We start from the raw sequence: 25,303 nt of genomic DNA, 5'->3' as shown, positions 1-25,303 counted from the left end.
ACTGATCCGACAGTTTTAAAACCTGCCTATATGCTCTAGCTTTACATCGGATACTATTCTTCAATTTCTACAAAAAAAAAGAATGAACTCATGCAAAAAACCAACCGCTTTGGTTGGCTCTATTCTTAACTAATCATCAAATATATTAAATACATACTTTTATTTACATGGGTAGAACAAATTTGTATTACTATAATATTTTAACTTCTTTTTTAAAAATATCAAAGGGGGAAAATTTAACTTTCTTTATCTCAACTGCTATTTCTTAAACTTCTTCAATATTCGGTGATACCAATAGATTCCCACGCCCGTGAATAAAATAATCGTTCCCCACTGATGAGGTAAAAACTTCAGCAGCCATATGGACATGATAATAGTGGCTACCGTTAAGTTACTCAGCCACTGTTCTCGGCTTAGCTTTTTCTTATTCACTACCACCGCTATATAACCAATAGGTGGTGCAAAAAAGCACAGTAGCATGAGAAATTTTTCTGAACGATACCAAGGCTGTTTTTTCATTTTTTCTCACTTTTTCGATTTAAAATAAACTGATAGCCAAACGTCACAATAATCCCTGTCCAAAACATCGAAAATGACGACACTAACTCGGCCCCATTATAGGCATACATTATTATGTTCACAAACAGCAGCAATAAAAGTATATAAAAACCTGCTGACACAGCTTTATTCCAATTTCGATGCTCCTGTGTTGATGCATCTTTAAAAAACTTCATAAAAACTCTCCTTTTACACCTTATCCATTTAACGAGTCTATATTTATGCTAGCATATTGGGTGGTTTTGGAAAATAGATAGAGGAAATTCTTAGTGTATAAATTGGATAAAAATCCCATTTAGCGTCCCCTATCAACAACAATAGAACTACAAAAGTATAATATATGTAAATAAATAATTCTTTTTAACTATTATTTTGCACACAAAACGTTCATATTAGTATACAATAATCTCAAAATATGTTTTTTAAGGAGATAAAAGGATGAAAACAACTCATAATCAGCTAACAAACGCTTTTCACCGTACACCACACGATCAAAACACATTTCATTTTCTTGATGAAAAAGTAACGCTTCTTGTATCAGGTGAAGATACAAACGGAGCTTACGCCGTGGCGCACGTAGTGAAACCAGCAAACCAAGGTCCCCCGCTTCACCTTCACGAACATGAAGACGAAACGTTTTATGTAAAGCGCGGCTCCATGATTTTTTACGTAGGAGAAGAAATAATTGAAGCAAAAGCGGGGGATTATGTTTTTGCTCCTCGAGGTATTCAGCACCGCTTTGTGACCGGACCAGAAGAAACAGAATTTATCCTTACTGCTTCTCCTGCCGGCTTTGATTCATTCGTTAAAGAACTCGGTACTTCCGTTCCCGAAAATGCTCCTCTGCCGCAAGTGGGACCACCTACTGAAGAAGAAATTATCGGCTTAGTTACTGTCTCTAAAAAATACGGCATTACTTATCCTGAAATTGAAAAAGAAATGAATAAAAAATAAACCAATACATAAGGATCTGCTCTTTACCGGGCAGATCTTTTTCTATTTTGATTCCAATTTACTCATGGAATAATTTAACACAACCTTGTCCACACTATACTTATCTGTTTTTCGTAGATAAGTACCATTTTTATAGATAGGAGGAAAGCTCATTGAACGCAGAAAGCAAGCGTTTGACTTCAACTGAAATAACGAGTCTATGCGCGCAGTACCATCAGGATACGCTGGCGGTTTGTGTCGCAAAACACGTTCTTGCAACGGTGACGGATGCCGAGATTCGGTCGCTGTTTGGCTTTTCGCTAAAGTTATCTGAAAGGCATATTGAGATACTGACTGCCATTTTTCAGGCCGAACATTTTCCGCTGCCGAATGGATTTACAGATGAAGATGTGGACTTGCACGCACCTCCGCTTTTTACAGACTCGTTTTGGCTGAAGTATCTTCATGACATGACGATTCACGGCTTGTCAGGGTATGGCATTTCATTTAGCGTTTCGGTTCGCCGAGATCTTCGAGATTATTATCATCAGTGCAATTTAGATGCGATGGAGATCTATAATCGGTCGCTTGACCTGCTTTTAGCAAAAAATCTTTATGTGCCGGCTCCTTATTTTTCAAACCCAAAAAAACAAGAGCCAATCACAGATTTGACTTACGCTCTTGATTTTGTCGGCAAGCAGCGCCTTTTAAACGCAAATGAAGCCGGGAATATTTATTTTAATTTACGAAAAAGCATGGCCACCAAAGCGCTTTTAATTGCCTTCAAACAAGTGAGCAAACGAAAAGACGTGCGAAAAGTCATGGAGACGGGTCTTGATGTGGCCCACAAGCATATTGAGCTTTATTCTTCCATCATGCACGAAGAAAACCTTCATACGCCTCCGCTTTTGGATAATGAAATCACCACGTCTACGCACGCGCCTTTTTCAGAAAAGCTCATGACGTTTCATGCAGGCGCAATGTTTAAAGTAGCCATTACTTACTACGCAACGGCAATGACAACCAGCATGAGGCTTGATATTGTCGGGCACTGTGAAGCGTGTATTTTACGGGATTTAAAAGTAGCGGGGCGCTGCAGCGAAGTGATGATTAAAAACGGGTGGATTGAAAAGCCGCCTGAAGCAAGCGACCGTAAAGAAATGTAAGTTTTTTTACGTTACGTCTTGACCTGAAACGCGTTTCATACTTTATGCTTTGTTTATTCTCATCAGCCGGCGTGACACGAACGGTGGCGTTACGGCTGATATTTTATCCATAAAAAATCCGGTGTGTTCACCGGATTTTTTGGTATGACTACATATTCATTTCTTTTTTATACGCCACGTACGAATACAAATAAGGAATCGCCACGCACAGAACGATACTACCCCACATGATAACTGACTTGTATCCATCAGGTAAAAAAGCGCTAATAAGAATCAGCAGTCCGCCGATAAAAAAGATCTTTCCGGATAACCGGTGCGTCTTTTTCCATACGTTTTCGTTGCTCAATGTCCACGGTGTACGAATCCCCATAAAATAGTTAGAGCGCACGCGCTGCAAGTAGTTTCCGATAATGATAAAAACGAGTCCAGCCATAATCGGAGCAATGTACGACATCGGCACGTTATAGCCAAGCCCCTGTAAAATAGTGCTCATATTTACAAAAAAGAATAATAGCAGTACGGCGTTTAACAGGATGTTATATGTTTTTGAAAAGTACTTATAATTTTCTTTACGCGGGTCAATTCGCGGAACAAATGCGATGACAAAATAAATAAGTACCATGATTCCTACTGTTAAAATCATTGCATTTATCTTTGTGGCAAATCCGTCTGCTTCTCCATTTGCTCCCCAGTGAATGGGCATCGTAGCTGGAAGATGCGGCAGTGCAATCAGCCATGCAATTAGTGTGAAAAGGGTAATGCCTAAAGGAAATACGTGCTTTTTCATTTAACTCTCTCCTTTCTGAAAGCTGAAAAACCAGCCGATTAAATCTTGAAAAACGGTTGTATTTAACGAATAAATCACAAACTGCCCTCTTTTTTCATCTTGAACGAGGTCCGCTTGCTTCAAGATTTTTAAATGATTTGAGATGCTTGGTTTGGTCATATTAAAATACTCGGAAATTTCTCCTGCGGTTAAATCCCGCTCTTTTAGCAGCTCTAAAATCTTTCTGCGAGTAGGATCCGCTAAGGCTTTAAACGTTTCATTCAATTGAAGTTCATCTCCACCATATTTAAGTATTTAGATAATTATCTAAATATTAAACTATAAAGTATAATATGTCAATATTTTGAAAAGAGAACACGTGCATTTGACTCATTTTTTTGTTTTTTCAAAGCAGTCCATGCATACAAACTGCGCTTCTTGATGTAGAAAAGCTTTGATTTCGGTCATGCCTCTTCTACTTGGATACTTCATCCGCATCCATAATTCTTCATTCGGCTGAATTTCTTTTTGACAAACAGAACATCGCTCTTTTATTCCGAACATACTATCCCTCCGTCCCTTTGTATAACTATACGTTTTACTAGCCAAAAGGTTTCATAAAAAAGAAGCTGGAATGTAACCAAATCAATTCCATCTAAAGATGAATAAATGGGAGGAATGTGCTGAACCGCTGGTGATTTCCATACAAGACTACGCTTTCCGCGGGCGGTCGGTGAGCCTCCTCGTCGCTTGCGCTCCTGCGGGGTCTCACCTGTTCCGCTTTTCCCGCAGGAGTCTTCGTCTTGCCCTCCAATCACCAGTTAGAAGCAACTAGAGACATGAAACCTACGTTCATTCTAGCAATAAAAAATCCGAACGATTTATCGTTCGGATCTTCCTTCATCTAACATACTTATGTCCTAACCTCTTTTAAACATTATAGCGGCGTTACGTTTTCCTGCTGTTTTTGCTGTCTTCTCTGTTTTTTCGATTTTCTGAAATGAAGCAGTTCATATACAACTGGAATGACTACGAGCGTAAGAAGAGTCGCAACGGCCAATCCTCCGATTACAACGACTGCTAGACTTTGAGAAACGAGGCTTCCGCTTTCGCTTTGTCTAAATAAAAGCGGCAGCATCGCACAAATCGTAGCAGCAGACGTCATAACAATTGGACGCATACGCGTAGCGGCTGCTTCAACAATGGCATCGCGCATAATCATTTTCTTTTCATTTTGCTTCACGCGGTCTAATAGTACAATCGCATTCGTTACAACAATACCAATCAGCATCAGGGCTCCAAGTAAAGCTGTTACGTCTACTGGGATACGGCTGATTAATAACCCTAAAACGGCACCGATCGCAGCAAGCGGAAGCGAAAATAAAATCGCAAACGGCGTGCGGATTGTTTTGAACGTAATCACCATTATTAAGAACACAATGCCAATCGACACAAGCATTGTAATGAACAAGTCAGAGAAGTCTTCTCCCTGCTGAGTGCTTGCTCCTCCAATTACAACGTCCACATCTTTTGAAATGGATAACCCTTTACTCTTACCGTCTCCAAAAATGGTTGTTTGAATGTCTTTATTAATCTCTGAAAGCTTTTCTGGGTTGACATCCGCTGTTACTTGAATATATGGGTCTCCATTTTTATGAAACTGATTTGTTGGCTTTTCAGCTTGCGTTAGCGAAGCCACTTTTGAAACAGGTGACGGTCCTGTCTCTGTCATAATAGAAATATCTTTTAGCTCTTTTGGTGACGTTGGATTTAAGACAGATTCAAGAAGTACGTTTGCTTGCTTGCCTTCTAAATCTATCGCTCCAATCGGCGTTTTATTCAGCATAACGCCAAGCTGCTGCGCTACTTGCTGCGTGTTTGCTTTTGTTGGATCTACGTCTAAAGAGTAAATGGTTTTCTTTTCGTCTTGGTTCGTAGAAACTTTGTCTACTCCTTTTATATCGCTGATTTCTTTCTTAATGCTGCTTGCCGTTTTTTCTAACTTGTTCATGTCGTTTCCAATTACATCAATGGTAACGGAAGTAGTAGAAGCTCCCATTAATGAAGCAGCACTGACGCTAAGATCTCCTCCGTCATAGAGTTTCTTTTGATTTTGAATTCGTTTCATTAGCAAATCAGTGTTTTCACCATCTTTTACGGTGATCGTATACGTAGCTTCAGTAGGTGAACCAACGTCTCCCCACTTGGCTCCTTCAGCCGTATTGCCAAGCTGCATGTATACCTCTTTTACTTCTTTTTGAGCTAAAATATAGCGTTCAAGCTGCAGTGATTTTTCTTCTACGGTTTTAATTGGCGTATTATTTGGATAGCTTAACGTTGTGCCTACAAAATCAGATGAAGAGTTATCAACCGCTCCTTTAGGCATCATCGTATAGGCGCCAATGGATCCGACAAATAAAAGCAGCGAAAGCAGCAGCACAACCCATTTATGATTAAGCGACCACGTAATGACTTTTGTAAAACGAACCGGCTGCTTGTGCTTGCGAATTTTTTCATTTTTTAATAATCCCGCACTCATTAACGGTACAACAGTAAGCGCCACAATTAATGAAGACAGCAGCGAATACGTCAGCGTTAGAGCAAACGGAAGCATAAAGTCCTGAAGCCCTCCATTTACAAGGCCGATTGGTAAAAAGACAGCTACTGTCGTTAACGTAGAAGCGGTAATAGCAGAGCCTACTTCTTTTGTGGCATCAATAATCAGTCCAAGCGAAAACTCTTCTTTTTGCATTTTCCGGAAGATGTTTTCAATAACAACGATGCTATCATCTACCAATCTCCCAATCGCTACCGCTACTCCTCCAAGCGTTAAAATATTGAGCGTTACGCCTGATTTGGATAATAAAAAAAGCGTAAAGCAAAGCGATAACGGAATGGATACAATTGTGATAAACGTAGAGCGAACGCTGCGTAAAAACAGCATGATGACAACGGTCGCAAAAAGTGCGCCTAGCAACACTTCTTTCATCATGGAATGAACAGAGTTTTGTACGCTGTCCCCCGTTGCAAAAAATATGGAAGCGTCCACATTGTTATAGTCTTTATTAATTTGCTGAGACAGTTTTTTTACTTCTTTTGTGATGCTAACGGCGTTTGAGTGACTGTCTTTTGTAACAATAAGTAAAAGTGCATCTTTTCCGTTAATATGCGTCACGACGCCTTCAGGCTTTTTCACCTCTACTTTTGCAAGGTCGCCTAGCGTTACGTTCTGTGCAACCGGCAGCTTTTTCACTTTGTCCAAGCTGTCAATTTTACCAGTTACGTTGATATTGCTCGACTTGTTATTAATGACTTTTTCTCCAACTGCAAGCGACGTGTTTTTTCCTTCTAACACGCTGATGACTTTATCAATAGTCACGTTCTTTTGTGATAATTTTTTATTGTCAACTTTAATAGACACGTAGGAATCCGCTGTTCCATACGTTTGAACACTGGCAATGCCTTTAATATCTTTATATTTAGGGATCAGTTTTTTCTCTGCAAGATCCAGATTGTCTCTTGTTAATCCTTCTTTAAATGTGAGTGAAATATCTGCGATGGGAATCATAGAGGTATTTAATTGAATAACATTAGGCTTTGATACGCTGACTGGAAGCTGCACCGAAGACAGCGCTTCTTGGACGTTTGTTTTTGCTTCTTTCATATCCGTTTTGGATTCAAATGAAATATCGATTTTGGAATAGCCGTCTCCGGTCGTTGAATACACGTTGCTTTTTCCTTTAACACCGGCTACCGCTTCTTCAATCGGTGACGTAACTTGTTTTTCCATCGAGTCTGCATCTGTTCCTTGCCCCATAACCACTACTGACACTTGAGGCTGATCAGCGGTCGGCAGGAACTCCATCGGAAGTGTAAAATAACTAATGACTCCTAAAGCTAAAATTAAAATAGACATAATGGTAATAGCCGCTTTGTTTTTAAACGACCATTTGGTGAGCCATGACATGAAATATCCCCTTTCACTTTTTCGTACAAACTCAGTCAAACATTTCTAAAATATGCTAAATAACCACTAAATTATACCTAATGTTCCTTACCATTTAAAGACTTATTTTTATAAAAAGTTCCATTATTTGAACAAAATCGTTTATTTGTATGCGTTTGATTATATAAACAGCTCCTTTACAGCACAAAAAAAAGACGCCGATACCCGGCGTCCCACATGTAGTAAGTGAAAGAAGAAGAAGAATATGCCTACGATTTGCCAGGCAATTCTATGACCTTATTTGGTTTCTTCCCGTTTTTTTATGAAATAAACATATTTAGCATAAATTCCCTTAACTAACAGCTCGACTGTGCTTTGTTTCCGTATCGTTTTGAATCTTTAACGACGTTAATAAGGCCACGATACTTCCGGCAAAGCCAAATAAAAACAAGTGATGAATGCCTGCCATAAAGCTTCCGCCTGAAGTCAGCAACGCACCCATAATTGTAACGCCGATTGCTGTTCCCATGTTTCTGCAAAACATAAAAAATGACGTTGAAATACCTCTTTCATGTCCTCCTACTAATTGCTGTACACCAATGACTCCAACCGTAGACAGCAGACCAAACGATAGCCCTTGTACAATCATGACGCAAAACACGTAGAAGAAGCCGTGACTTTCATTTAGCATAAGCAGAAGTGTTCCTGAGCCAACCAGCAGCACATTTCCAATTAACAACAGCTTTCTGTAGCCGTGTTTTAAAATCCATTTGCCTGCCGGCACGGATACAGACATCCATCCGACCGCCGTTCCTAACAGCGCTACTCCGCTCATAAACAGTGACAAATGCGCTACTCGCTGCAAAAATAACGGAATGTAGCTCGACGTGCCGAATAAAGCTACTGTTCCAATAAACGCATTGATATTAATCCATGACAGCGTTTTGTTTTGGAACATAGACAGCGGTACAATCGGAGAAGCATGTTTTCGTTCATGCAGATAAAAAATGACTAGTAAAATAAGTCCAGCGACTGTATACACAACTCGGTTTTGTTCCACTACCGTCACGAGTAGCAGTGACGTAACACCCACTCCAAATAAAATAGCACCGATGTAATCGACTTTTGCTCTTTTTGGCTCATAGCTTTCTTGATACGGCATTAACGTCAGAAATGACACGATACATACCGGTAAATTAATAAAGAAAATCCATCTCCACGTCAAATAATCCACAAAAAAAGCGCCTAAAAGCGGAGCCAACACAGCTGATAATCCCCACATTGTTGTAAACAGCGCCTGAATTTTCCCTCGCTTCTCTACGGGAAATAAGTCTCCGGCAATAATAGCGGGAAACGCCACCATAAATCCGGCTCCTATTCCTTGAACCGCACGGAAAAGAACAAGCTGAATCATCGTATTTGCCACGCCGCAAAGCATCGAACCAATTAAAAAAGCAATGATTCCAAACCCAAATACTTTTTTGCGGCCAAATAAATCCGATAATCTTCCCGCTACCGGAGATAAAATCGTGCTTGCAATCATGTACGAAGCAAACGACCACGCGTACAAATCAAATCTTCCAAGCTCTTTTGCAATAACGGGCATCGTCGTATTCATAATCGTTGAATCAAGCGAAGCCACTAGCATTGCCAGTACAATACTAACCATTACGGACGTTCTGCTTTTCATTTGACAATCTCCTTATCTCTATAATCTGAGCGTCTAGTGTACTCCTCCTTGCCATTTGTTGTCTATACTTATGCACACAAAATGCTAAAAAGCTTCTCACTTTACTATGAGAAGCTTTTTACCCCCTTATTCACATATCTTCTTGAACCTTCTCTTGATCAGACAGTTCTTTGTTTCGTGCCATAACCGCAAACCCTGCCATTACAATAATGCTGCTTGAAATGCCGTATAGAATTGGCGTAGTAGAAGAAAGTCCTTCAATCAATAGACCTCCAAGTACTACTAGCGTACTAACAACAATCGCTGAAACTCCGGCTTTTGGATGAATGTCTTTCCAAAACAGCGACACAACAAACGGAACAAAAATCGCTCCTGATAAAATGGCATACGCCACGTCTAGAGCAACAAGCACGTCTTGAATCCAAAGAGCAAAAATAATAGCAACCAAGCCAACAATAAGTGTATTTACGCGCGTTAAAATTAAATAATTTTTCTCTGAAATATTCTTAAGCCACACTTTTTTAATAATATCATTACTAATCAGCGTAGAAGACGCAAGCAGCGTTCCTGAAGCAGTTGACATCAGCGCCGAACAAACGCCTGCTAGTACGAGACCTAATAACCCTTGAGGCAGAATTTGAACTGCAAGCGTCGCAAATATGCTTTGACTGCTTTCTGCGTTTGGCAGCAGCAAATACGCACACATTCCAATTACACTTCCCGCAATCGCGTAGGCAATGCTGTACACGCCTGCAAAAATGGAGCCGTTTCGCGCAATTTTTTCTGTTCGCGCTGTAAATACCCGCTGCCAAATATCTTGAGAAACTGCCATACCAAGCGTATACAACAGGAAATACTGAAAAATTTGACCGTATCCAATCGATGAAAAATCAAAATAAGATGATGGCAAATCTCCGGCAAGTGCTTTGAGACCTCCTGCTTCTGATACGCTCATTGGAAGCATAAATCCAAAAATCGCTACCGTCATCACAACAAACTGAATAATATCAGTGACCGTTACGCTCCACATTCCGCCTAAAATCGTGTAGAACAAAACAATTGAACCGCCAATTAACATCGAGGCCGTCATGTTCCACCCAAGCAGCGCATGAATGATTGTTCCCATGCCAATCACTTGAGTGACTGATACCATTAACGTATAAATCGCGGCAACAACGGCGCTGATAATTTGCGCTTGAGCGTTATATCTTTTTCCTAGCAGCTCACTGATAGTGGTCACTTTCAAAGACGAAATCCGCTTGATAAAAATCGTGCCAAGCGTAATGATTCCAAGTCCAATCATCGTTACAAACCAAACGCCAGACAGCCCGTGCTCGTAGCCAAGCTGAGCCGTTCCAATCGTCGACGCTCCGCCTAAAATAACGGCAGACAAACACCCTAAATACATAAACATCCCTAAGTTTCGTCCGGCTAAAATAAAATCTTCTGATGACTTTGCTTTTAACGAGCCAATAATACCCGCTACAACCAATACGCCAAAATAGACAAACATAACCGTCATATCCAGTCCGTTCATAACAGATTCCTCCTTAGTATGGGTCAATTTATCTTTTATTGAAACAAAGAGCTTCTTAAAGCTTTAGATCACGTGAAGGCTTGTGATTTCTGTCAATGCTTCGTCTAACACGCGAAGCCCGGCATCAATTTCTTCTTTTGTAATTGTTAAAGGAGGAATCATTCGAATCACTTCTCCGCTATTTCCACAAAGGTAAAACAGCACCCCTTTTTCCAAACATTTGTCTAAAATCTCAAGAAGAAGATTTCCGTCACCTTGCTTTGTTTTCGGATTAATAATTTCAATTCCAATCATTAGTCCTACTGAACGAATGCTTCCGATCACTTCATGCTTCGCTTTTAAATGCTGAAGCTGATCCGCTGCATATTTCCCCATTGATTTTGAGTTTTCAATCAGCTTTTCTTCTTTTAATACCTCTAGCGTCGCAAGTGCTGCTGAACAAGCAATGGGATTGCCTCCAAAAGTTGTTCCATGTGTACCAATTGGCCACTTTTCCATTAGCTGTTTGGAAGCTACGGTAGCACTTAACGGAAGTCCTGATGCTATGCCTTTTGCGATTGCCATAATGTCAGGCGTCACGTCAAACGTTTGAGCTGCAAACCACTCGCCGGTGCGTCCAAAGCCGGTTTGCACTTCGTCAAAAATAAGCAGAATTCCGTGTCTGTCACACACTTCTCTTATTTTTTGCAGCCACGCTTTCGGAGGGATCACGTAACCGCCTTCTCCAAGAACCGGTTCTACAATCATGCACGCTACTTCTTCCGGTGTGACTTGATGCTTAAACAAAGTGGCAAAATCTCTTTCCAGCTTTTCCACGCAGTAGATTTCCGGATTTTCTCCTTTTGGACACTGAGTCGCGTCTGCATAAGGCACTTGATACGTTAAGCCCGATGGCTGAAGAAATTTCCGGTATTTGCTTTTTGATGTCGTCACACTAAGCGCTCCGAGAGAACGGCCGTGAAAGCAGCCCATAAACGAAACCGTATAAGGTCTTTGCGTCACGTATTTTGCTAGCTTTAACGCTCCTTCAATTGCTTCGGTTCCGCTGTTGGCAAAGAAAAAGCAGTCCAATCCTCTTGGCAATACTGTTTTTAATTTTCCAGCAAGCTGTAAAATAGATTCGTACATAATTACACCCGACGGGCCGTGCATAAGATGATCAACGCTATTTTTAATCGCTTGTACAACTTTAGGGTGACGATGACCTGTATTCGCTGTTGCAATACCTGATGTAAAATCTAAATACGTTTTTCCGTCAGCTCCGTAGTAGTAGCAGCCCTCTGCTTTTACCACGGGTAAATTAGGGTGATCTTTCGCCATGCTTGGTGCTAGTAAATCCGGTAAACTGTTCATTAACTGTGTAAGTGATGCCTGCGTCATCTGACTTCCTCCTCGCAATCTATCAAGTAATGTGTTTGTACTTGTTTTACATGCAAAGAGCGTGCCAAAGACGTTAAAAAACGGAATGTTTTTTTAATTTTCTAACAACTGAAGGCTGACTGATTCCGAGTGCTTCACCTATTTCTGTTGTCGTTTTATACTGTTTTTTTGCTTTTACTAATATCTCTTTTTCCAGCTCGTTTAACGCGTCATTAAGCTTCATTTCCCCATGTTCTTCAACGTGCTGAATCCGTTTTTTTCTATGCAGAGAATGCGGCAAATGCTCCATTGTAATCAGCGTTTGTGAAGACACAACCACGGCGTGTTCAATCACATTGATTAATTCTCGTACGTTTCCTTTCCACTCATGTGCAAGCAGTGCGTGAATAACCGCATTATCAAACGTTCTTTTTCGGTTGTATTTCTTTTCAAACTGCTCGGCAAAATGTGTGAGCAGCGGAAAAATATCTTCAGGGCGCTCATTCAAAGATGGAATGGTAATCGGTACAACACTTAAACGAAAATACAAATCTTCTCGAAATTCTTTTTCAGCAACGGCTTTTTCTAAATCTTTGTTCGTCGCTGCAATTAAGCGAAAGTCCACAGTTTTAGGCTTTCTTCCTCCAACGGAATAAAACTGTTTTTCTTGAATGAGCTTTAAGATTTTTACTTGATGAGCCGGTGACAGCTCTCCCACTTCATCTAAAAAAAGCGTACCCCCATCTGCTAATTCGACCAGCCCAACCTTTCCATTTTTAGATGCACCGGTAAAAGCACCCGCTTCGTAGCCAAACAGTTCAGCCTCAAATAAATGATCTGGAATCGCTCCGCAGTTCACTTCAATAAACGGCCCTTTGCTTCTTGTACTTTTGTTATGTATCAGCTTGGCTAAGTGCGTTTTTCCTACTCCGGACTGCCCTAAAAGCAAAATATTTACGTCCACGTTCGAAACGTGAACGGCCGTACGAAGAACGTGCTGCATCTTATCGCTGTTGCATACAATTCCTTCTGTTGATAGGTTTTGGTTCCGTAGCAGCATAAGCTCGCTCTTTACGCGCTGCATCTCGCCTTCCATCGCATCAAGATATGTCTTCATTTCCATAAGCTCCGTCACATCATGAGAATAGCTGACGATTCTTTTAATCTCTCCTTTTTCATCTTTGACAGGAATGCCCGTAACGAGCACTTGCTTGCCTTGTTTAGTTGTTTGGACAAGCGTAATTTTCTTCTTTGTTTCAAGCACAATTGGCGTGACGATTGGTGTAAACAGCCCTTGTTTTTCAAGTTCATACACAGACTTTCCCAACAGTTTTTCAGCTTTTACATCGTAAATGTTTCCCGTTCCTTCATGTATTCGGACAATGATGCCTTTTTCATCCGTCACAAGCAAATCATCTTTTAATGAATGAAGGATCCACTGATTTTCATTCCATTCTGAATTCATGTATGTTCCCTGCTTTCTTATTCATTTTTGAATAAAATACAATTCGTTTTTGAATAACGGCATTTATTTTTGAATAATCAATTTATTATATCACGAGGGCTTTTTTTATTTTGAAACAGCAATTGAAATGAAGTTAAAAATGCATTAATATATTTTTATGAAGTTATAACTTCTTTTATTAGGAGGGTATATGAATCAATTATTTCAAGAATTAATTAAACATAAATTCCCTGACCTTTCTCGCGGTCAAAAAAAAGTAGCTGAGTTTCTCGTTAATTTTACGGAAAAAGGCTCGCTGTACACGGCTGGGCAAATTGGAAAAGAAGCGGGTGTCAGTGAAACAACCGTTATTCGTCTAGCTTACGCACTTGGGTTAAATGGTTTTTCTGATTTGCAGGAGCTAATGCGAAAAGAATGGCTTTCTTCTGCCGAATCAAAAGAATCAGCTAGCAAGCCTGCAGCTGATTCTGCAGCGGAAGAAAAGAAACCTTTTAGTGAATGGCTTTCCCCTGTTGACGAAAAAGAATTATCTCAAGCTGTAGATGCGCTTATCAAAAGTGATCAAGTGTATATTGCAGGTTTCCGTGAATCTCATACGGCGGCCTACTGGCTGTATTATAAAATGAATCAGCTTCGCAATCATGTTCTTTTATCCTTTCCAACAGGATTTTTGCTTGAAACGCTATGCAATCTTACTAGTGAATCTGCTGTTGTTGTATTTTCACTGCCGCGCTATACAAAAGAAGCGCTCGAAGTAGCTCAGCAGGCTAAAAAACAAGGAGCGAAAGTAATTGCCATTACAGACCGCCGTTTGTCTCCGGTAGGCCAAATCGCTGATATCACGCTTTTAGCCGGCACAACCGAACATATTTTATCGCTTCTTGCCCTATCTCAAGTTGTAATTAGCAGCATGCAAAAAAGAGATGAAAAAACGGCTGGAAAAAGGCAGGAAAGCTTAGAAAAGCTCTATGCCGAGCAAGGCATCTTTTTAGAATAAATGATCAAAAGAAAGGAAGTAAACAAATGACTGAAGCCTTAACGATTCGTTCACTTACAACAACCAATGAACTAGAAGAAGTACGCGCATTAGAAAGCCGCGTCTGGGGAGAAGAAGAAGCAACACCTGTTCACCAAACTTTGACCGCTGTTAAAAACGGAGGTCTTGTTCTCGGTGCATTTCTAGATGAAAAGCTGATTGGCTTTCAATATAGCTTTCCCGGGTTTGACGGAACATGTGTCTATTTATGTTCTCATATATTAGCAGTTGACCCTGCCTATCGCAGCATGGGCATTGGTGCCAAACTTAAGCATGCACAGCGACAGGAAAGTAAAAAAAAGGGTTATTCATATATCAGCTGGACGTACGATCCGTTAGAAAGCGCCAACGGGTATTTAAATATTGGAAAGCTTGGAGCCGTTTGTTCTACATATATTGAAAACTGCTACGGAGACATGAATGATCCGTTAAATGCCGACTTGCCTTCTGATCGATTCGTTGTAGAATGGGCATCTTTAGAGGATACAAAACGAGCTCAGCCTCTCTATACGCCAGATCAAATAATGGACGCATCGCTCACTCAATGGACGTTAACGGATGAAGGATTTCCTTCTGTTACAGGTATTGATGAAAAACTGTTAAATGATGAGGTTGTAGCTGTAGCTATCCCATCTGCTTTTCAGCAAATGAAAGAAGTCTCTCCTTCTCTTGCATTGGACTGGCGTATGCGTACAAGATACGTATTTCAAACGTGTTTTGCAAAGGGATTGGAAGTAACAGGCTTCATGAAGCATCCAGAGAGCAGCGCACCCGTTCATTTTTACATTTTAACGAAAAAAGAGGTGCAAAAATGAAGATCAAACACGTCATTTTACGGCATTTAAAAATGGATTTACTTCATCCGTTTACCACAAGTCTTGGCAAAGAAGTGGATCGAGACTTTATTTTAGTAGAAATTCAAGACGAAGACGGACGATCCGGCTGGGCTGAATCCGTAGCGTGCGCCGATCCTTTTTATAAAGAAGAAACGCTCAAAACAAACTGGCACATTATGGAGGATTTTTTAATTCCTTTGCTTCACCAGAAAGAAATTCAGCATCCTGATGAAGTATCTCAACGCTTTGCTCATATTCGAGGCAATTACATGGCAAAATCGGCGTTAGAAGGCGCAGTTTGGGATTTGCATGCGCGCAGGCAAAACCTCTCTCTATCTAAAGCGTTAGGAGGCAGTAAAAGTCAAATTGAAGTTGGTCTCAGCGTTGGCATCCAGCCTACGATTGACGAAACGCTTCGCAAAATTGAAGCCGGCTTGAATGAAGGATATAAGCGGATCAAAATTAAAATTAAGCCGGGCTGGGATCTTAACTTGACGCGCGCAGTTCGAAACGAGTTCCCTTCTATTCCCCTGATGGTTGATGCGAACTCTGCTTATACGCTTGCAGATGCTGATCACCTTGCTCAGCTTGATGAGTTTGATTTAATGATGATTGAACAGCCGTTGGCTCATGATGATTTAATTGATCACGCTGAACTGCAGATCAGCATGCGCACGCCCATTTGCTTAGATGAAAGCATTCATTCAGCTGAAGACGTTCGAAAAGCTATTAAACTTGGAAGCACACAAATTGTTAACATTAAAATTGGACGAGTAGGCGGACTATCAGAAGCCAAAAAAATTCATGACCTTTGTCAAACTCACGGCGTGCCAGTATGGTGCGGCGGTATGCTGGAATCCGGTATCGGACGAGCACATAATATTGCCATTACCACACTTGCCAATTTTACGCTTCCCGGAGATACGGCCGCATCATCTAAATACTGGCCGCGTGATATCGTTCATCCGGAAATCACGGTCGACAACGGGATTATTTCCGTTCCTGATACACCAGGCATCGGCTATGAACCTGATCACGATCAGATAAAAGCGCTAACTTTACACGAAAAAGTCTATACTTGCTAATCTTAAACAGGCTGGAACAAAAGTATGTTAGTTGAAGGAAGATCCGAACGATGAATGGTTCGGATTTTTTTATTGATATGGTGAGCGTAGGTTTCATGTATATAGTGGCTTTTATATGTGCAAGACGGAGACTCATGCGGGACAAGCGGAAAGCAAAGTCTGGCCTGGAAATCAACAGCGTTTTAAAAAGCAATGCCTACTAGTTCCTTTATCCAATTGAGTTCTCTTTAGATTGGATGGGTTTAGTTATGTCCCAGCCTTTTTTCATAGGCTCCTCTCTCGATATGACACGTGCCTTGACAAGATAAACAAACATATTAGCAAAAATGGTCTTATGCACAATCCTTCTAGGAATAAATGAATATAAATAGAGTGTAAGGGACATGCAAGGGTATATTCATTACAAATTTTAGAAGAAAGGAGCATACTGATGAATATTGAAATTGGAATTGCCATTTTCGTGTTTACAATGACAATGCTCGTCATTTTTTGGAGGCCAAACGGCATCAACGAAGCATGGCCGGCATCCATAGGAGCAGCCATTATCCTACTTACAGGCATTGTATCCAAATCAGACATCGTTGATATTCTCGGGAAAATAAGTGGCGCTTCTATCACCATTATTGCCACCATTGTCATGGCCGTCATATTAGAAAGTTTTGGATTCTTCCACTGGGCAGCTGCACGACTAGTGAGTTTATCCAAAGGCTCAGGGTACCGGCTATATTGGTACATTCAACTGCTTTGCTTTTTAATGACTTTACTATTTAATAATGACGGCAGTATTTTAATTACCACTCCAATTTTAATTCTACTTTTGAAAAACCTTCAGCTAAAACCCCATCAGCAGATCCCCTACCTTTTAAGTGGAGCGCTTATTGCTACCGCTTCCAGCGCGCCTATAGGTGTAAGTAATATTGTCAATTTGATTGCCTTAAAAATTGTTCATATGTCGCTTTATATGCACACGGCGATGATGTTTGTACCGGCGACACTTGGTTTATTATTTATGTCTTGGCTCATGTATACGGTCGTAAAACGCCATTTGCCAAAAAAACTGCCGCATGCTTCAAAAGATATAGAAGAGAGTTTCTTTACGAAACAATTTCACCCCTTAAAAGGAAGCATTTCTGTTGAAACAAAACGTAAACGCACACAATTTATGCTGAAAGTTTTATTATTTGTGTTTGTTATGCGCTGTCTCCTATTTGTCGCCTCTTATTTCGGCATACCAATCGAATTGGTTGCTGTACTGGGCTCACTGATCCTACTTATTTGGAGATGGTATCACTTACGTACAAACCCGATTGATATTTTAAAGAAAACGCCGTGGCACATTTTCGTTTTTGCATTTTCGATGTACGTTATTATTTACGGATTGCATAACGTAGGATTGACAGATCTACTTGTAAAAATTTGCGAACCAATTGTGAATCGAGGGCTTTTTGAAGCAAGCTTTATCATGGGAGGACTTGTTTCCATTCTCTCTAACTTGTTTAACAATCACCCTGCTTTAATGGTCGGAACCATTACCTTGACTGAAATGGGGCTCGATCCTATTACTCTTAAAACTATTTACCTTGCTAATATTATTGGAAGTGATATGGGCTCGCTTTTATTGCCGATTGGAACACTGGCTTCTCTTATTTGGATGCATATTTTAAAAGAAAATCATATCAAGGTAAAATGGAAAGATTATTTAAAAGTATCACTTATCGTTATCCCGCTTACCACCATCGTTACGCTTTTCCTCCTATTCTACTGGGTTCAGCTCATTTTTTCTTAATACTGATTTACAGGACGGATTGTACTCTTTTGAAGCTTACAGTCCGTCAGAAATAAACAAATGTCTTTCATAAAAACCCACTAGATTTTTCTATTGTTTTTTTATAGATACACATTCACCCAATAAAAACATTTTTTTACATTCACTAATTATTTAGAACAATTTAAAAAGAAAATCAATAAATATATTGAATCGAATTTCGTTCATGTGATAAGATATGGTTATATTGTTACTTTAACAATACATAGAGCGAATGAATTAGAAAATATGCAGTTGCATAGAACTTTCTAAACCCCACACGCAACATTTAGAGAGTGACATTCATTTTCTCAGTAACACCCATACCTTTCTGAAAAGAGTGAGTACATTAGACTTGCTCTTTTTGTCTGTTCAGTAATAAGGTTCATTTCTTATGTGAGGCCTTCGTTTACAATAAGACAACAAAAAAACAGGTAACTAAGCATGCCGCTTCTTACCTGTTTTTATATGCTAAAATGATAAAATCAAATTCTAGCGCGCGAACGCCCTTTACGAAATTGATTTTAATTCTTCAATTAATTGAAAAAATTTCTCTTTGTTTCTTTCTTCTAATGTTTGATCGACTTCACGTAAAATTTGATCTCTTCTAAAATCTCGGATAGCTTTATTTAATACCATTTTAGCAAATATAGAATCGAGGATATCCATACGGATGGGCTGCGAGTCTGTCGGGTGCTTTTCGATATAAATCAACTCCTATCCTTTCCTCTATTATAACAAATTCTAGCAATGTATCAAAATTTCATGGAGATATGCGCTGTTGTGAAATAGCTTCATATTCTGTTTCTAGCTCTTGAAGCGTAAGCTCATATAGCTGCTTGTTTCCTTTTTTATAAACCCCTGCATCCAGCAATAAATCAATCATTGATGTTTTTTTACATTGTATGTGAGAGTAAGCTTGTTTTGTCATCGTTACACCGCCTATTTTACACTTAAAAATGAAATGATTTCTCTATCTTTCACGACCTTTCTTTATCATACGGCCCGTCCTTTAGCTTACTGTGAATAAAATGTTAAATTTATGTAATAATGCATAAAAAGAGGCCGGGACATAACTAAATGAATCCAACCTAAAGACGAACAAATGAGATACATGAGCTGAACCGTTTATGACGCCGCAGTTGATTGAAAGGACGAAATAGATGAAGCTGTATTCACCAGAAAAAAAAAACGAACCACTCATCAAACTAGTTGATCAGTGGTTCGTTTTTCACTTGGGCTAAAATACTTTTCTCCCAGCCTCTTCGTTCTTCTATTAAAAATCAAAGTTGTCCGGATCTGGACCTACTCGGTAATTTTGGTTTAATTCATTAATTTTATTTACGTCTTCAGCATCCAATTCAAAATCAAATAGCGATGAATTTTCAACAATACGATGTTCTTTTGTGGATTTTGGAATCGTTACAACTCCGTTTTGCAGATCCCATCGCAGAATAATTTGAGCAACTGATTTACCGTGTTTTTCAGCAATTTCTTTTAACACATCGTTATCTAGCAATTCTCCTTGCATAAGCGGAGACCATGCTTCTAGCTGAATATCGTGCTTTTGACAAAAAGCATGCAGCTCTTTTTGCGTCAAACGAGGATGATATTCAACTTGGTTAATAACAGGCTTAACATCTGTATCTTTCATTAAATCTTCTAAATGATGAATTTGAAAATTACTTACACCCACAGCTCTTACTTTTTCTTCTTTATACAGCGTTTCTAATGCTTTCCACGCTGCTTTATACTTACCTTCTACCGGCCAGTGAATTAAGTATAGATCTAAATATTCTAAGCCAAGCTTTTGTAAGCTTGTTTCGTAAGCAGCCAGCGTCTCTTCATAGCCTAAATCTGCGTTCCAAACTTTTGATGTAACAAAAATGTCTTCGCGTGAAAGACCTGCTTCTTTCAGACCTTGGCGAATTCCTTCTCCTACACCTTCTTCATTTCCATAAATAGCTGCCGTATCAATGCTGCGATAGCCTTTGACGATAGCTGTTTTCACCGCGTTCACTAATTCAGGCCCTTCTTCAACTTTAAATACACCTAATCCAAGCCAAGGCATTTTGACTCCGTTGTGAAGTGTTACTGTATCTTGCAAATGATTACTCATTATAAAAACCCCCCTGCTAATTTCTTTACATTTGTTATTATGAAACAGAAAAAAAGAAAAAGATAGAACCCACTTTAAAGTAAGTTAGGCACTTCAAAGTTCTAAGGTAACTTAGAAGTAACCTGCTATTTTACTTAAAAACCGCTAAAAGAGATTGAGACATAAAGAAATGAATCCAGCCTAAAGACGAACAACCTGGATAAATAATCTGGACTGCTTTTTCCGCCGCTGTTGATTTCCGTGCAAGGCTTCTCTTTCCCCGGGAGTCTTCGCCTTGCCCTCCAATCAACAGCTAGAAGCACCTACCTACTGAAACCTACGTTCACCATAATCATAAAAAAACACGAACTATCTATCAGTTTTCGATAGATAGTTCGTGTTTAACTTTAACTAAACTACTTTTGTTCCAGCCTCTTTCTATTTAACACTTACGTTCGTTGCTGAACTTGTATTTCCAGCGGCATCTTTTGCCGTCACAGCCAGCTTTACGCCTGCTTTTTGTTTTGGGATCGTTACTTTAAACTGTCCTTTGCTATCTGCTTTGCCTGATCCGATTACTTTTGTACCGCTTTTAATCGTAATCACAGCATTTGCTTCTGTTTTTCCAGAGAGAAAGGTGGACAAAGACGTAACGGCATTTACTGCCGGAGGTGCCGGCGGGGTTGTGTCTTGCACTTTTACAATTTTATATGGACTGTATCCTACTTTATTTTGCAGAACTGCCGTCACTTCCGTTCCTGCTTTTTGAGCAGGAATTTTTACGCTGAACTTGCCGTTTGCATCAATTTTTCCACTCGCAATAATCTTTCCGCCTACTTTAATATAAATAGACGCATTTTTTTCTCCTGTTCCCGTTACTGCTGTACTTTTTTCAGTAAGCGTATTAACGGCTGGAAGCGCCGGTTTTGTCTGCGCGGCACTAACTGTTACAAACGTGTTGGAGCTGTAGTTATTAGCTGCATCTTTTGCTGTAACAGCTAGCTTTACGCCTGCTGTTTGTTTTGGAATCGTTACTTTAAACTGCCCTTTGCTATCTGCTTTGCCTGACGCGATTAGCTTTGTGCCGTTTTTAACCGTAATCAGAGCATTTGCTTCTGTTTTTCCAGAGAGAAATGTGGACAAAGACGTAACGGCATCAACTGCCGGAGGTGCCGGCGGCGTTGTGTCCTGTACTTTTACAATTTTATACGGACTGTATCCTACTTTATTTTGCAGAACTGCCGTCACTTCCGTTCCTGCTTTTTGAGCAGGAATTTTTACGCTGAACTTGCCGTTTCCATCAATTTTTCCACTCGCAATAATCTTTCCGCCTACTTTAATATAAATGGACGCATTTTTTTCTCCTGTTCCCGTTACCGCTGTACTTTTTTCAGTAAGCGTATTAACGGCTGGAAGTGCCGGTTTTGTCTGCGCGGCACTAACTGTTACAAACGTGTTGGAGCTGTAGTTATTGGCTGCATCTTTTGCAATAACAGCTAATTTTGTAGCAGCAGGCTGCTTTGGAATGGTGATGCTGAACGTTCCATCCGATTTTGCAGTTCCTTTGCCGATTACTTTTTTATCAATTTTCACATGCACTTCTGCTCCTGCTTCCGTGCTTCCCGTTATTACTGTATCTTGATTGCTTACGCCGTTCACTTTTGGTGTAACGGGTGCTGTTTTATCCTGCACGGTTACGGTTACAACTGGACTTACGCCCGCTGCGTTTCCAGCCGTTACAGACAGCTTACTTCCTGCTTTTTGTTTTGCAATCGAGATGCTGTAATTTCCTTTGGCATCTGCCTTGCCTGCTGCAAGCTGAAGACTTCCGTTTTTAACGATGACCGTCGCATTTGCTTCAGCCGTTCCTTGAAGCATTGTGTCTTGATCACTTACTGCATTTACTTTTGGTGCAAGCGGTGCTTTTAACGTAGATTTAACCGCAAAAGAAGGAGCTTGACTTTCATTTCCTGCTTTATCTTTTGCACTTACCACTATTGTTGTTCCACCTGTTTGTACTGGAATTGAAACAGTAAATGTACCGTTGGCATCCGCTACTGCAGAGAACGTTGCATCGCCTGCTTTTACCGTCACGGCGGCGTTTGCTTCTGTTACGCCTGTTACGGTCGTATCTTGGTCACTTACTTCATTTACGATTGGAACAGAAGGCGGCGTTTGATCCGTTACGGTCACTACTGTGGCCGTGCTTTCATTTTCAGCTGCATCTTTAGACGTTACCGATACTTTTGTATCTGCTGGCTGCTTGGCAATCGTAATTGCAAATTTTCCAGCTTCGTCAGCAAGACCCGTTCCAATTACTTCATTTTCCACTTTTGCAATAACAGAAGCATTTGGTTCTGTTACACCCGTAAGCGATGTTTCGTTATCTCCTAGTGCATTAACTGAAGGTGCATCAGGCGCAACCGTATCTTTTGGTGCTTCTTGCTCCTGCTCTTTTCGCGGATATTTTGTTGTATAAAAACTTAAAAGAGTAGTTGTTGGATAATAAAAATCTAAAATTTCACGATAGTCTTTCCCTAGGCTTGCCATTTTTTGAGCACCGTATTGACTCATTCCAACACCGTGGCCATTTCCTTTGCCATTAAAAGTTGTTGATGTGCTTGTTTCATTTGTTTCCGTTACAAGCAGGCTAAGCATCGCACGACTGTTTAACATCGATTTTAGCTTCGTCGATGTTAAATCTGTTAATTCCAAATGATGAACCACTAGTTTTTGCGAACTGTCTACATCTCCTTTAACAAGGTAGTCCACTGTAATCGCACCTTTAGTCACACGGCCTCCTGATGAAGGAGCATAAAAACTCACCTTTGGAATAGAGGTAATTTTAATCGTTTTACCAGGATGCTTATTGGCTACTAACCATGACTTCAAATTATCCGTAACGGTTTTATCTTTTTCAGAAACCGTATTCCACCAAGCGCTATAGTTAGCTAAATCTTTTCCTGTTAAATCAATTTGCGTTTTTTGAATAGCTAACGTCCACGGCGTCTGCTTGTCGTATGGATCTTCTTTCACCGGGAAATAAGAAAGCTGAGTTCCTCCCCAGGCATTGCTGTTTGATTCGGTTCTTCCACCGTTGCTTGATGAGAAAACGGCGTTGATTAATTTGTTGTTGTACGTTACTACTTGTCCGAATGTCTCATCTACTGCTTTGTTTGTACTGTCGTACCACGTATAGCCACCGTATACTTGATAGCTTACCGTGTCATTGATTACTTTTCCTGCATAGCTCATTGCGTATGTTCTCGCTGCTACTGCCTGAGTTTTTAAAGCTTGCAGATTCCAAGATGTATAGACTTCATTTGGCACAACGCCTTTTAAATAGTCTTCAATCGGCAGCGTATTAACAGGTCTGACGTACGTTCCTTTTTCATTTGTAAACGCAACGTCTCCTAAGTACTGTCTGCCGTTAATAGATACGGGATTTTTATAAAGAGACGGTGTAATTTCAAAGCTTGTAAAATCACCTAAGACAGTGGTCCCTTGTTTTAGAGTGACACCTTGAGTTGTTGCCGTTACCGTATACTCTGTATTTGCCTTTAAGACCAAATCCGAGTTTTTAATAGTGTATAAATAAGACGGCTTAATTGTAATTGCATGCTGATCTCCTAAATAGTTTACTAATTTTACAGACACAACTGGTTCTACCGTTTCAGCTTTCACGCTAGCAAGCGGCGTGAATTGAAACAGCAGTACGCTTAGTACTAAAGCTAATGCCGTTAACTTTCTCATCTTGTTCCCCCATTTTCATGTACTGTCTAACGCATTTTAATATCACTCGTTATATCGACACAGTTCTATAAAAATTAAAGCATTTTACCTAGTTTTCTTTTCTGCTCGTCCATTTTTTTGTCGAAAAAACGCTTTTTTATATCATATGAATGACAAAAAAAAACGTGTGACATAAATCAATTGATTTAGTCACACGCTTTTATAGGTCTTTTCACCTTTTATTTTGTCATTTCTTCATATGCCGCTATACCATCTGCAATATGATTCATCAGCTTTGTAAGGTAAGCTTGATCGGACAGGTTCCGATCTTCTTCTGGATTCGTCATATACCCCAGTTCAACTAGCGTTACGGGTACAGTCGACCAGTTAAATCCTGAAAGATCACTGCGATAGCGAATGCCGTCTGCTTCGACAAACTGATCTTTTTTCACCTCTGTCAGAATAGCTTGAGATGCCTGCAGACTGCTTTGATAAATAGACCTTGTATAGGAATTATCTTCTGCAGGAGTAAGCACAGAAAATCCTTTTACAGAAGCATTTTCAGAACCATCTGCATGTATCCGCACGTGTAAGTCAGCTTTCGAATTGTTCGCAAGCTCCGCTCGTTCCCGATTGCTGATATCTACATTATCAGAACTACGAGTAAGCTTTACGGTGATGCCTTTTTCTTCGAGCAGCTGTTTTAATATCATAGAGGCTTCCAACGTCAGCTTGTATTCCGGCTTCTTGGTCACCACACCTGATGTGCCTCCGGAAACTTTTATTTTTGTTTCTGCTGCTCCCGGTCCGATTGGCTCTTTCTCTAGGTTAGCATGAGCTTGATGACCAGGGTCAATGTAGACCAAAAATGGAGGAGGATCCGCTTTTTCAGGCATGTTGTTTTTTACATTTTTCATTTCATTACCTGCTTCATGAGGCTGTACTGCTTGGAACTGTGAGATGGGCTGCTTCACTCTTTCTCCCTCCGCATGAGCTTTTGGTACATTTCCGCTAACGACGGCTTTCTCTGTTTGACCTTTTATCATAAAGAAAAATGAGAGTACTGCTACTATTGCAACAATACCTATTCCATAACTCCATACTAAGCGCTTCATCTTCGCTCACCAAACTTTCGAATAGAGTGGGATATTCCTTATGTTAAAGTGCAAAATGTGTTAACGTTATTATCTCACAGAATATGGATTTTTTTTGTATAAAGCGTTAAAAAATAATATCGGCAATATGTTATATATACGCAAACAAAAACAACACTACATAACGTAGTGTTGTTT

Annotated in this window: 23 protein-coding genes; 6 read left to right on the top strand and 17 right to left on the bottom strand. The window is 40.1% G+C overall.

What is annotated here, in order from left to right; translation table 11 throughout:
• Positions 1-258 precede the first annotated feature (258 nt).
• Positions 259-519, bottom strand: a complete 261-nt coding sequence (locus tag MMB68_RS13625; protein ID WP_277549033.1) for a hypothetical protein — start codon at positions 517-519, stop codon at positions 259-261.
• Complete coding sequence (locus tag MMB68_RS13620; protein WP_277549032.1) at positions 516-734, bottom strand: hypothetical protein; 219 nt, start codon at positions 732-734, stop codon at positions 516-518. The genes MMB68_RS13625 and MMB68_RS13620 overlap by 4 nt, the downstream gene beginning before the upstream one ends.
• Before the next feature lie 262 nt (positions 735-996).
• Between MMB68_RS13620 and MMB68_RS13615 the strand changes: the two genes are divergently transcribed.
• Both MMB68_RS13615 and MMB68_RS13610 read left to right on the top strand, forming a co-directional pair.
• Positions 997-1,512 (top strand): cupin domain-containing protein, encoded by a 516-nt coding sequence (locus MMB68_RS13615; RefSeq protein WP_277549030.1) that lies wholly within the window; start codon positions 997-999, stop codon positions 1,510-1,512.
• A 152-nt stretch (positions 1,513-1,664) separates the two neighbouring features.
• Complete coding sequence (locus tag MMB68_RS13610; RefSeq protein WP_277549028.1) at positions 1,665-2,657, top strand: DUF3231 family protein; 993 nt, start codon at positions 1,665-1,667, stop codon at positions 2,655-2,657.
• Between the two features lie 148 nt (positions 2,658-2,805).
• On the opposite strand, the gene MMB68_RS13605 is transcribed toward MMB68_RS13610, so the two are convergent.
• From MMB68_RS13605 to MMB68_RS13565, 9 genes are all read right to left on the bottom strand, one after another.
• On the bottom strand, positions 2,806-3,444 hold the full coding sequence (locus MMB68_RS13605) for an SdpI family protein (protein WP_277549027.1): 639 nt from the start codon (positions 3,442-3,444) through the stop codon (positions 2,806-2,808).
• Positions 3,445-3,708, bottom strand: a complete 264-nt coding sequence (locus MMB68_RS13600; RefSeq protein ID WP_013082079.1) for an autorepressor SdpR family transcription factor — start codon at positions 3,706-3,708, stop codon at positions 3,445-3,447.
• 105 nt (positions 3,709-3,813) lie between these two features.
• A complete protein-coding gene (locus MMB68_RS13595) occupies positions 3,814-3,987 on the bottom strand; it encodes a Fe3+ hydroxamate ABC transporter substrate-binding protein (protein WP_221782120.1) in 174 nt (57 codons plus the stop codon).
• On the bottom strand, positions 3,975-4,241 hold the full coding sequence (locus tag MMB68_RS13590) for a hypothetical protein (RefSeq protein ID WP_277549025.1): 267 nt from the start codon (positions 4,239-4,241) through the stop codon (positions 3,975-3,977). Before MMB68_RS13590 ends, MMB68_RS13595 begins: the two co-directional genes overlap by 13 nt.
• 119 nt (positions 4,242-4,360) lie before the next feature.
• Positions 4,361-7,390 (bottom strand): efflux RND transporter permease subunit, encoded by a 3,030-nt coding sequence (locus tag MMB68_RS13585; protein ID WP_277549023.1) that lies wholly within the window; start codon positions 7,388-7,390, stop codon positions 4,361-4,363.
• 331 nt (positions 7,391-7,721) lie between these two features.
• Positions 7,722-9,059, bottom strand: coding sequence for an MFS transporter (locus MMB68_RS13580; RefSeq protein WP_277549021.1), 1,338 nt, complete (start codon positions 9,057-9,059; stop codon positions 7,722-7,724).
• A gap of 130 nt (positions 9,060-9,189) precedes the next feature.
• The gene (locus MMB68_RS13575) at positions 9,190-10,596 is read right to left on the bottom strand and encodes a sodium:solute symporter family protein (protein ID WP_277549020.1); all 1,407 of its coding nucleotides are present in this window, start codon (positions 10,594-10,596) and stop codon (positions 9,190-9,192) included.
• Positions 10,597-10,659: 63 nt separating this feature from the next.
• Positions 10,660-11,976, bottom strand: coding sequence for an aspartate aminotransferase family protein (locus MMB68_RS13570; protein ID WP_277549019.1), 1,317 nt, complete (start codon positions 11,974-11,976; stop codon positions 10,660-10,662).
• 73 nt (positions 11,977-12,049) lie between these two features.
• Positions 12,050-13,420 (bottom strand): sigma-54 interaction domain-containing protein, encoded by a 1,371-nt coding sequence (locus MMB68_RS13565; protein ID WP_155017038.1) that lies wholly within the window; start codon positions 13,418-13,420, stop codon positions 12,050-12,052.
• A 190-nt stretch (positions 13,421-13,610) separates the two neighbouring features.
• Between MMB68_RS13565 and MMB68_RS13560 the strand changes: the two genes are divergently transcribed.
• The 4 genes from MMB68_RS13560 (at position 13,611) to MMB68_RS13545 (ending at position 18,163) form a co-directional block, all read left to right on the top strand.
• The gene (locus tag MMB68_RS13560) at positions 13,611-14,417 is read left to right on the top strand and encodes a MurR/RpiR family transcriptional regulator (protein WP_277549017.1); all 807 of its coding nucleotides are present in this window, start codon (positions 13,611-13,613) and stop codon (positions 14,415-14,417) included.
• A 26-nt stretch (positions 14,418-14,443) separates the two neighbouring features.
• Positions 14,444-15,271, top strand: coding sequence for a GNAT family N-acetyltransferase (locus MMB68_RS13555; protein ID WP_277549016.1), 828 nt, complete (start codon positions 14,444-14,446; stop codon positions 15,269-15,271).
• The gene (menC, locus tag MMB68_RS13550) at positions 15,268-16,377 is read left to right on the top strand and encodes an o-succinylbenzoate synthase (RefSeq protein ID WP_269870556.1); all 1,110 of its coding nucleotides are present in this window, start codon (positions 15,268-15,270) and stop codon (positions 16,375-16,377) included. Before MMB68_RS13555 ends, menC begins: the two co-directional genes overlap by 4 nt.
• A gap of 430 nt (positions 16,378-16,807) precedes the next feature.
• Entirely contained in the window at positions 16,808-18,163 is a 1,356-nt protein-coding gene (locus MMB68_RS13545) for an arsenic transporter (RefSeq protein WP_221782110.1), read from the top strand.
• Between the two features lie 528 nt (positions 18,164-18,691).
• Here the strand turns inward: MMB68_RS13545 and MMB68_RS13540 are convergent.
• The 6 genes from MMB68_RS13540 to MMB68_RS13515 form a co-directional block, all read right to left on the bottom strand.
• Entirely contained in the window at positions 18,692-18,895 is a 204-nt protein-coding gene (locus MMB68_RS13540; RefSeq protein WP_016766443.1) for an IDEAL domain-containing protein, read from the bottom strand.
• A 49-nt stretch (positions 18,896-18,944) separates the two neighbouring features.
• On the bottom strand, positions 18,945-19,112 hold the full coding sequence (locus tag MMB68_RS13535) for a Fur-regulated basic protein FbpA (RefSeq protein ID WP_075421395.1): 168 nt from the start codon (positions 19,110-19,112) through the stop codon (positions 18,945-18,947).
• 345 nt (positions 19,113-19,457) lie between these two features.
• Positions 19,458-20,300, bottom strand: a complete 843-nt coding sequence (locus MMB68_RS13530) for an aldo/keto reductase (RefSeq protein ID WP_277549015.1) — start codon at positions 20,298-20,300, stop codon at positions 19,458-19,460.
• Between the two features lie 130 nt (positions 20,301-20,430).
• Positions 20,431-20,589, bottom strand: coding sequence for a hypothetical protein (locus MMB68_RS13525; RefSeq protein WP_277549013.1), 159 nt, complete (start codon positions 20,587-20,589; stop codon positions 20,431-20,433).
• Between the two features lie 128 nt (positions 20,590-20,717).
• On the bottom strand, positions 20,718-24,032 hold the full coding sequence (locus MMB68_RS13520) for an Ig-like domain-containing protein (RefSeq protein WP_277549011.1): 3,315 nt from the start codon (positions 24,030-24,032) through the stop codon (positions 20,718-20,720).
• 218 nt (positions 24,033-24,250) lie between these two features.
• Complete coding sequence (locus tag MMB68_RS13515) at positions 24,251-25,126, bottom strand: N-acetylmuramoyl-L-alanine amidase family protein (RefSeq protein WP_277549009.1); 876 nt, start codon at positions 25,124-25,126, stop codon at positions 24,251-24,253.
• Between the last annotated feature and the right edge of the window lie 177 nt (positions 25,127-25,303).

This window comes from Priestia sp. Y58 (assembly GCF_029522095.1).
GTDB lineage: Bacteria > Bacillota > Bacilli > Bacillales > Bacillaceae_H > Priestia > Priestia megaterium_E.
Note: the sequence above shows the minus strand (reverse complement) of the source record. Positions and strands in the feature narration are given on the sequence as shown.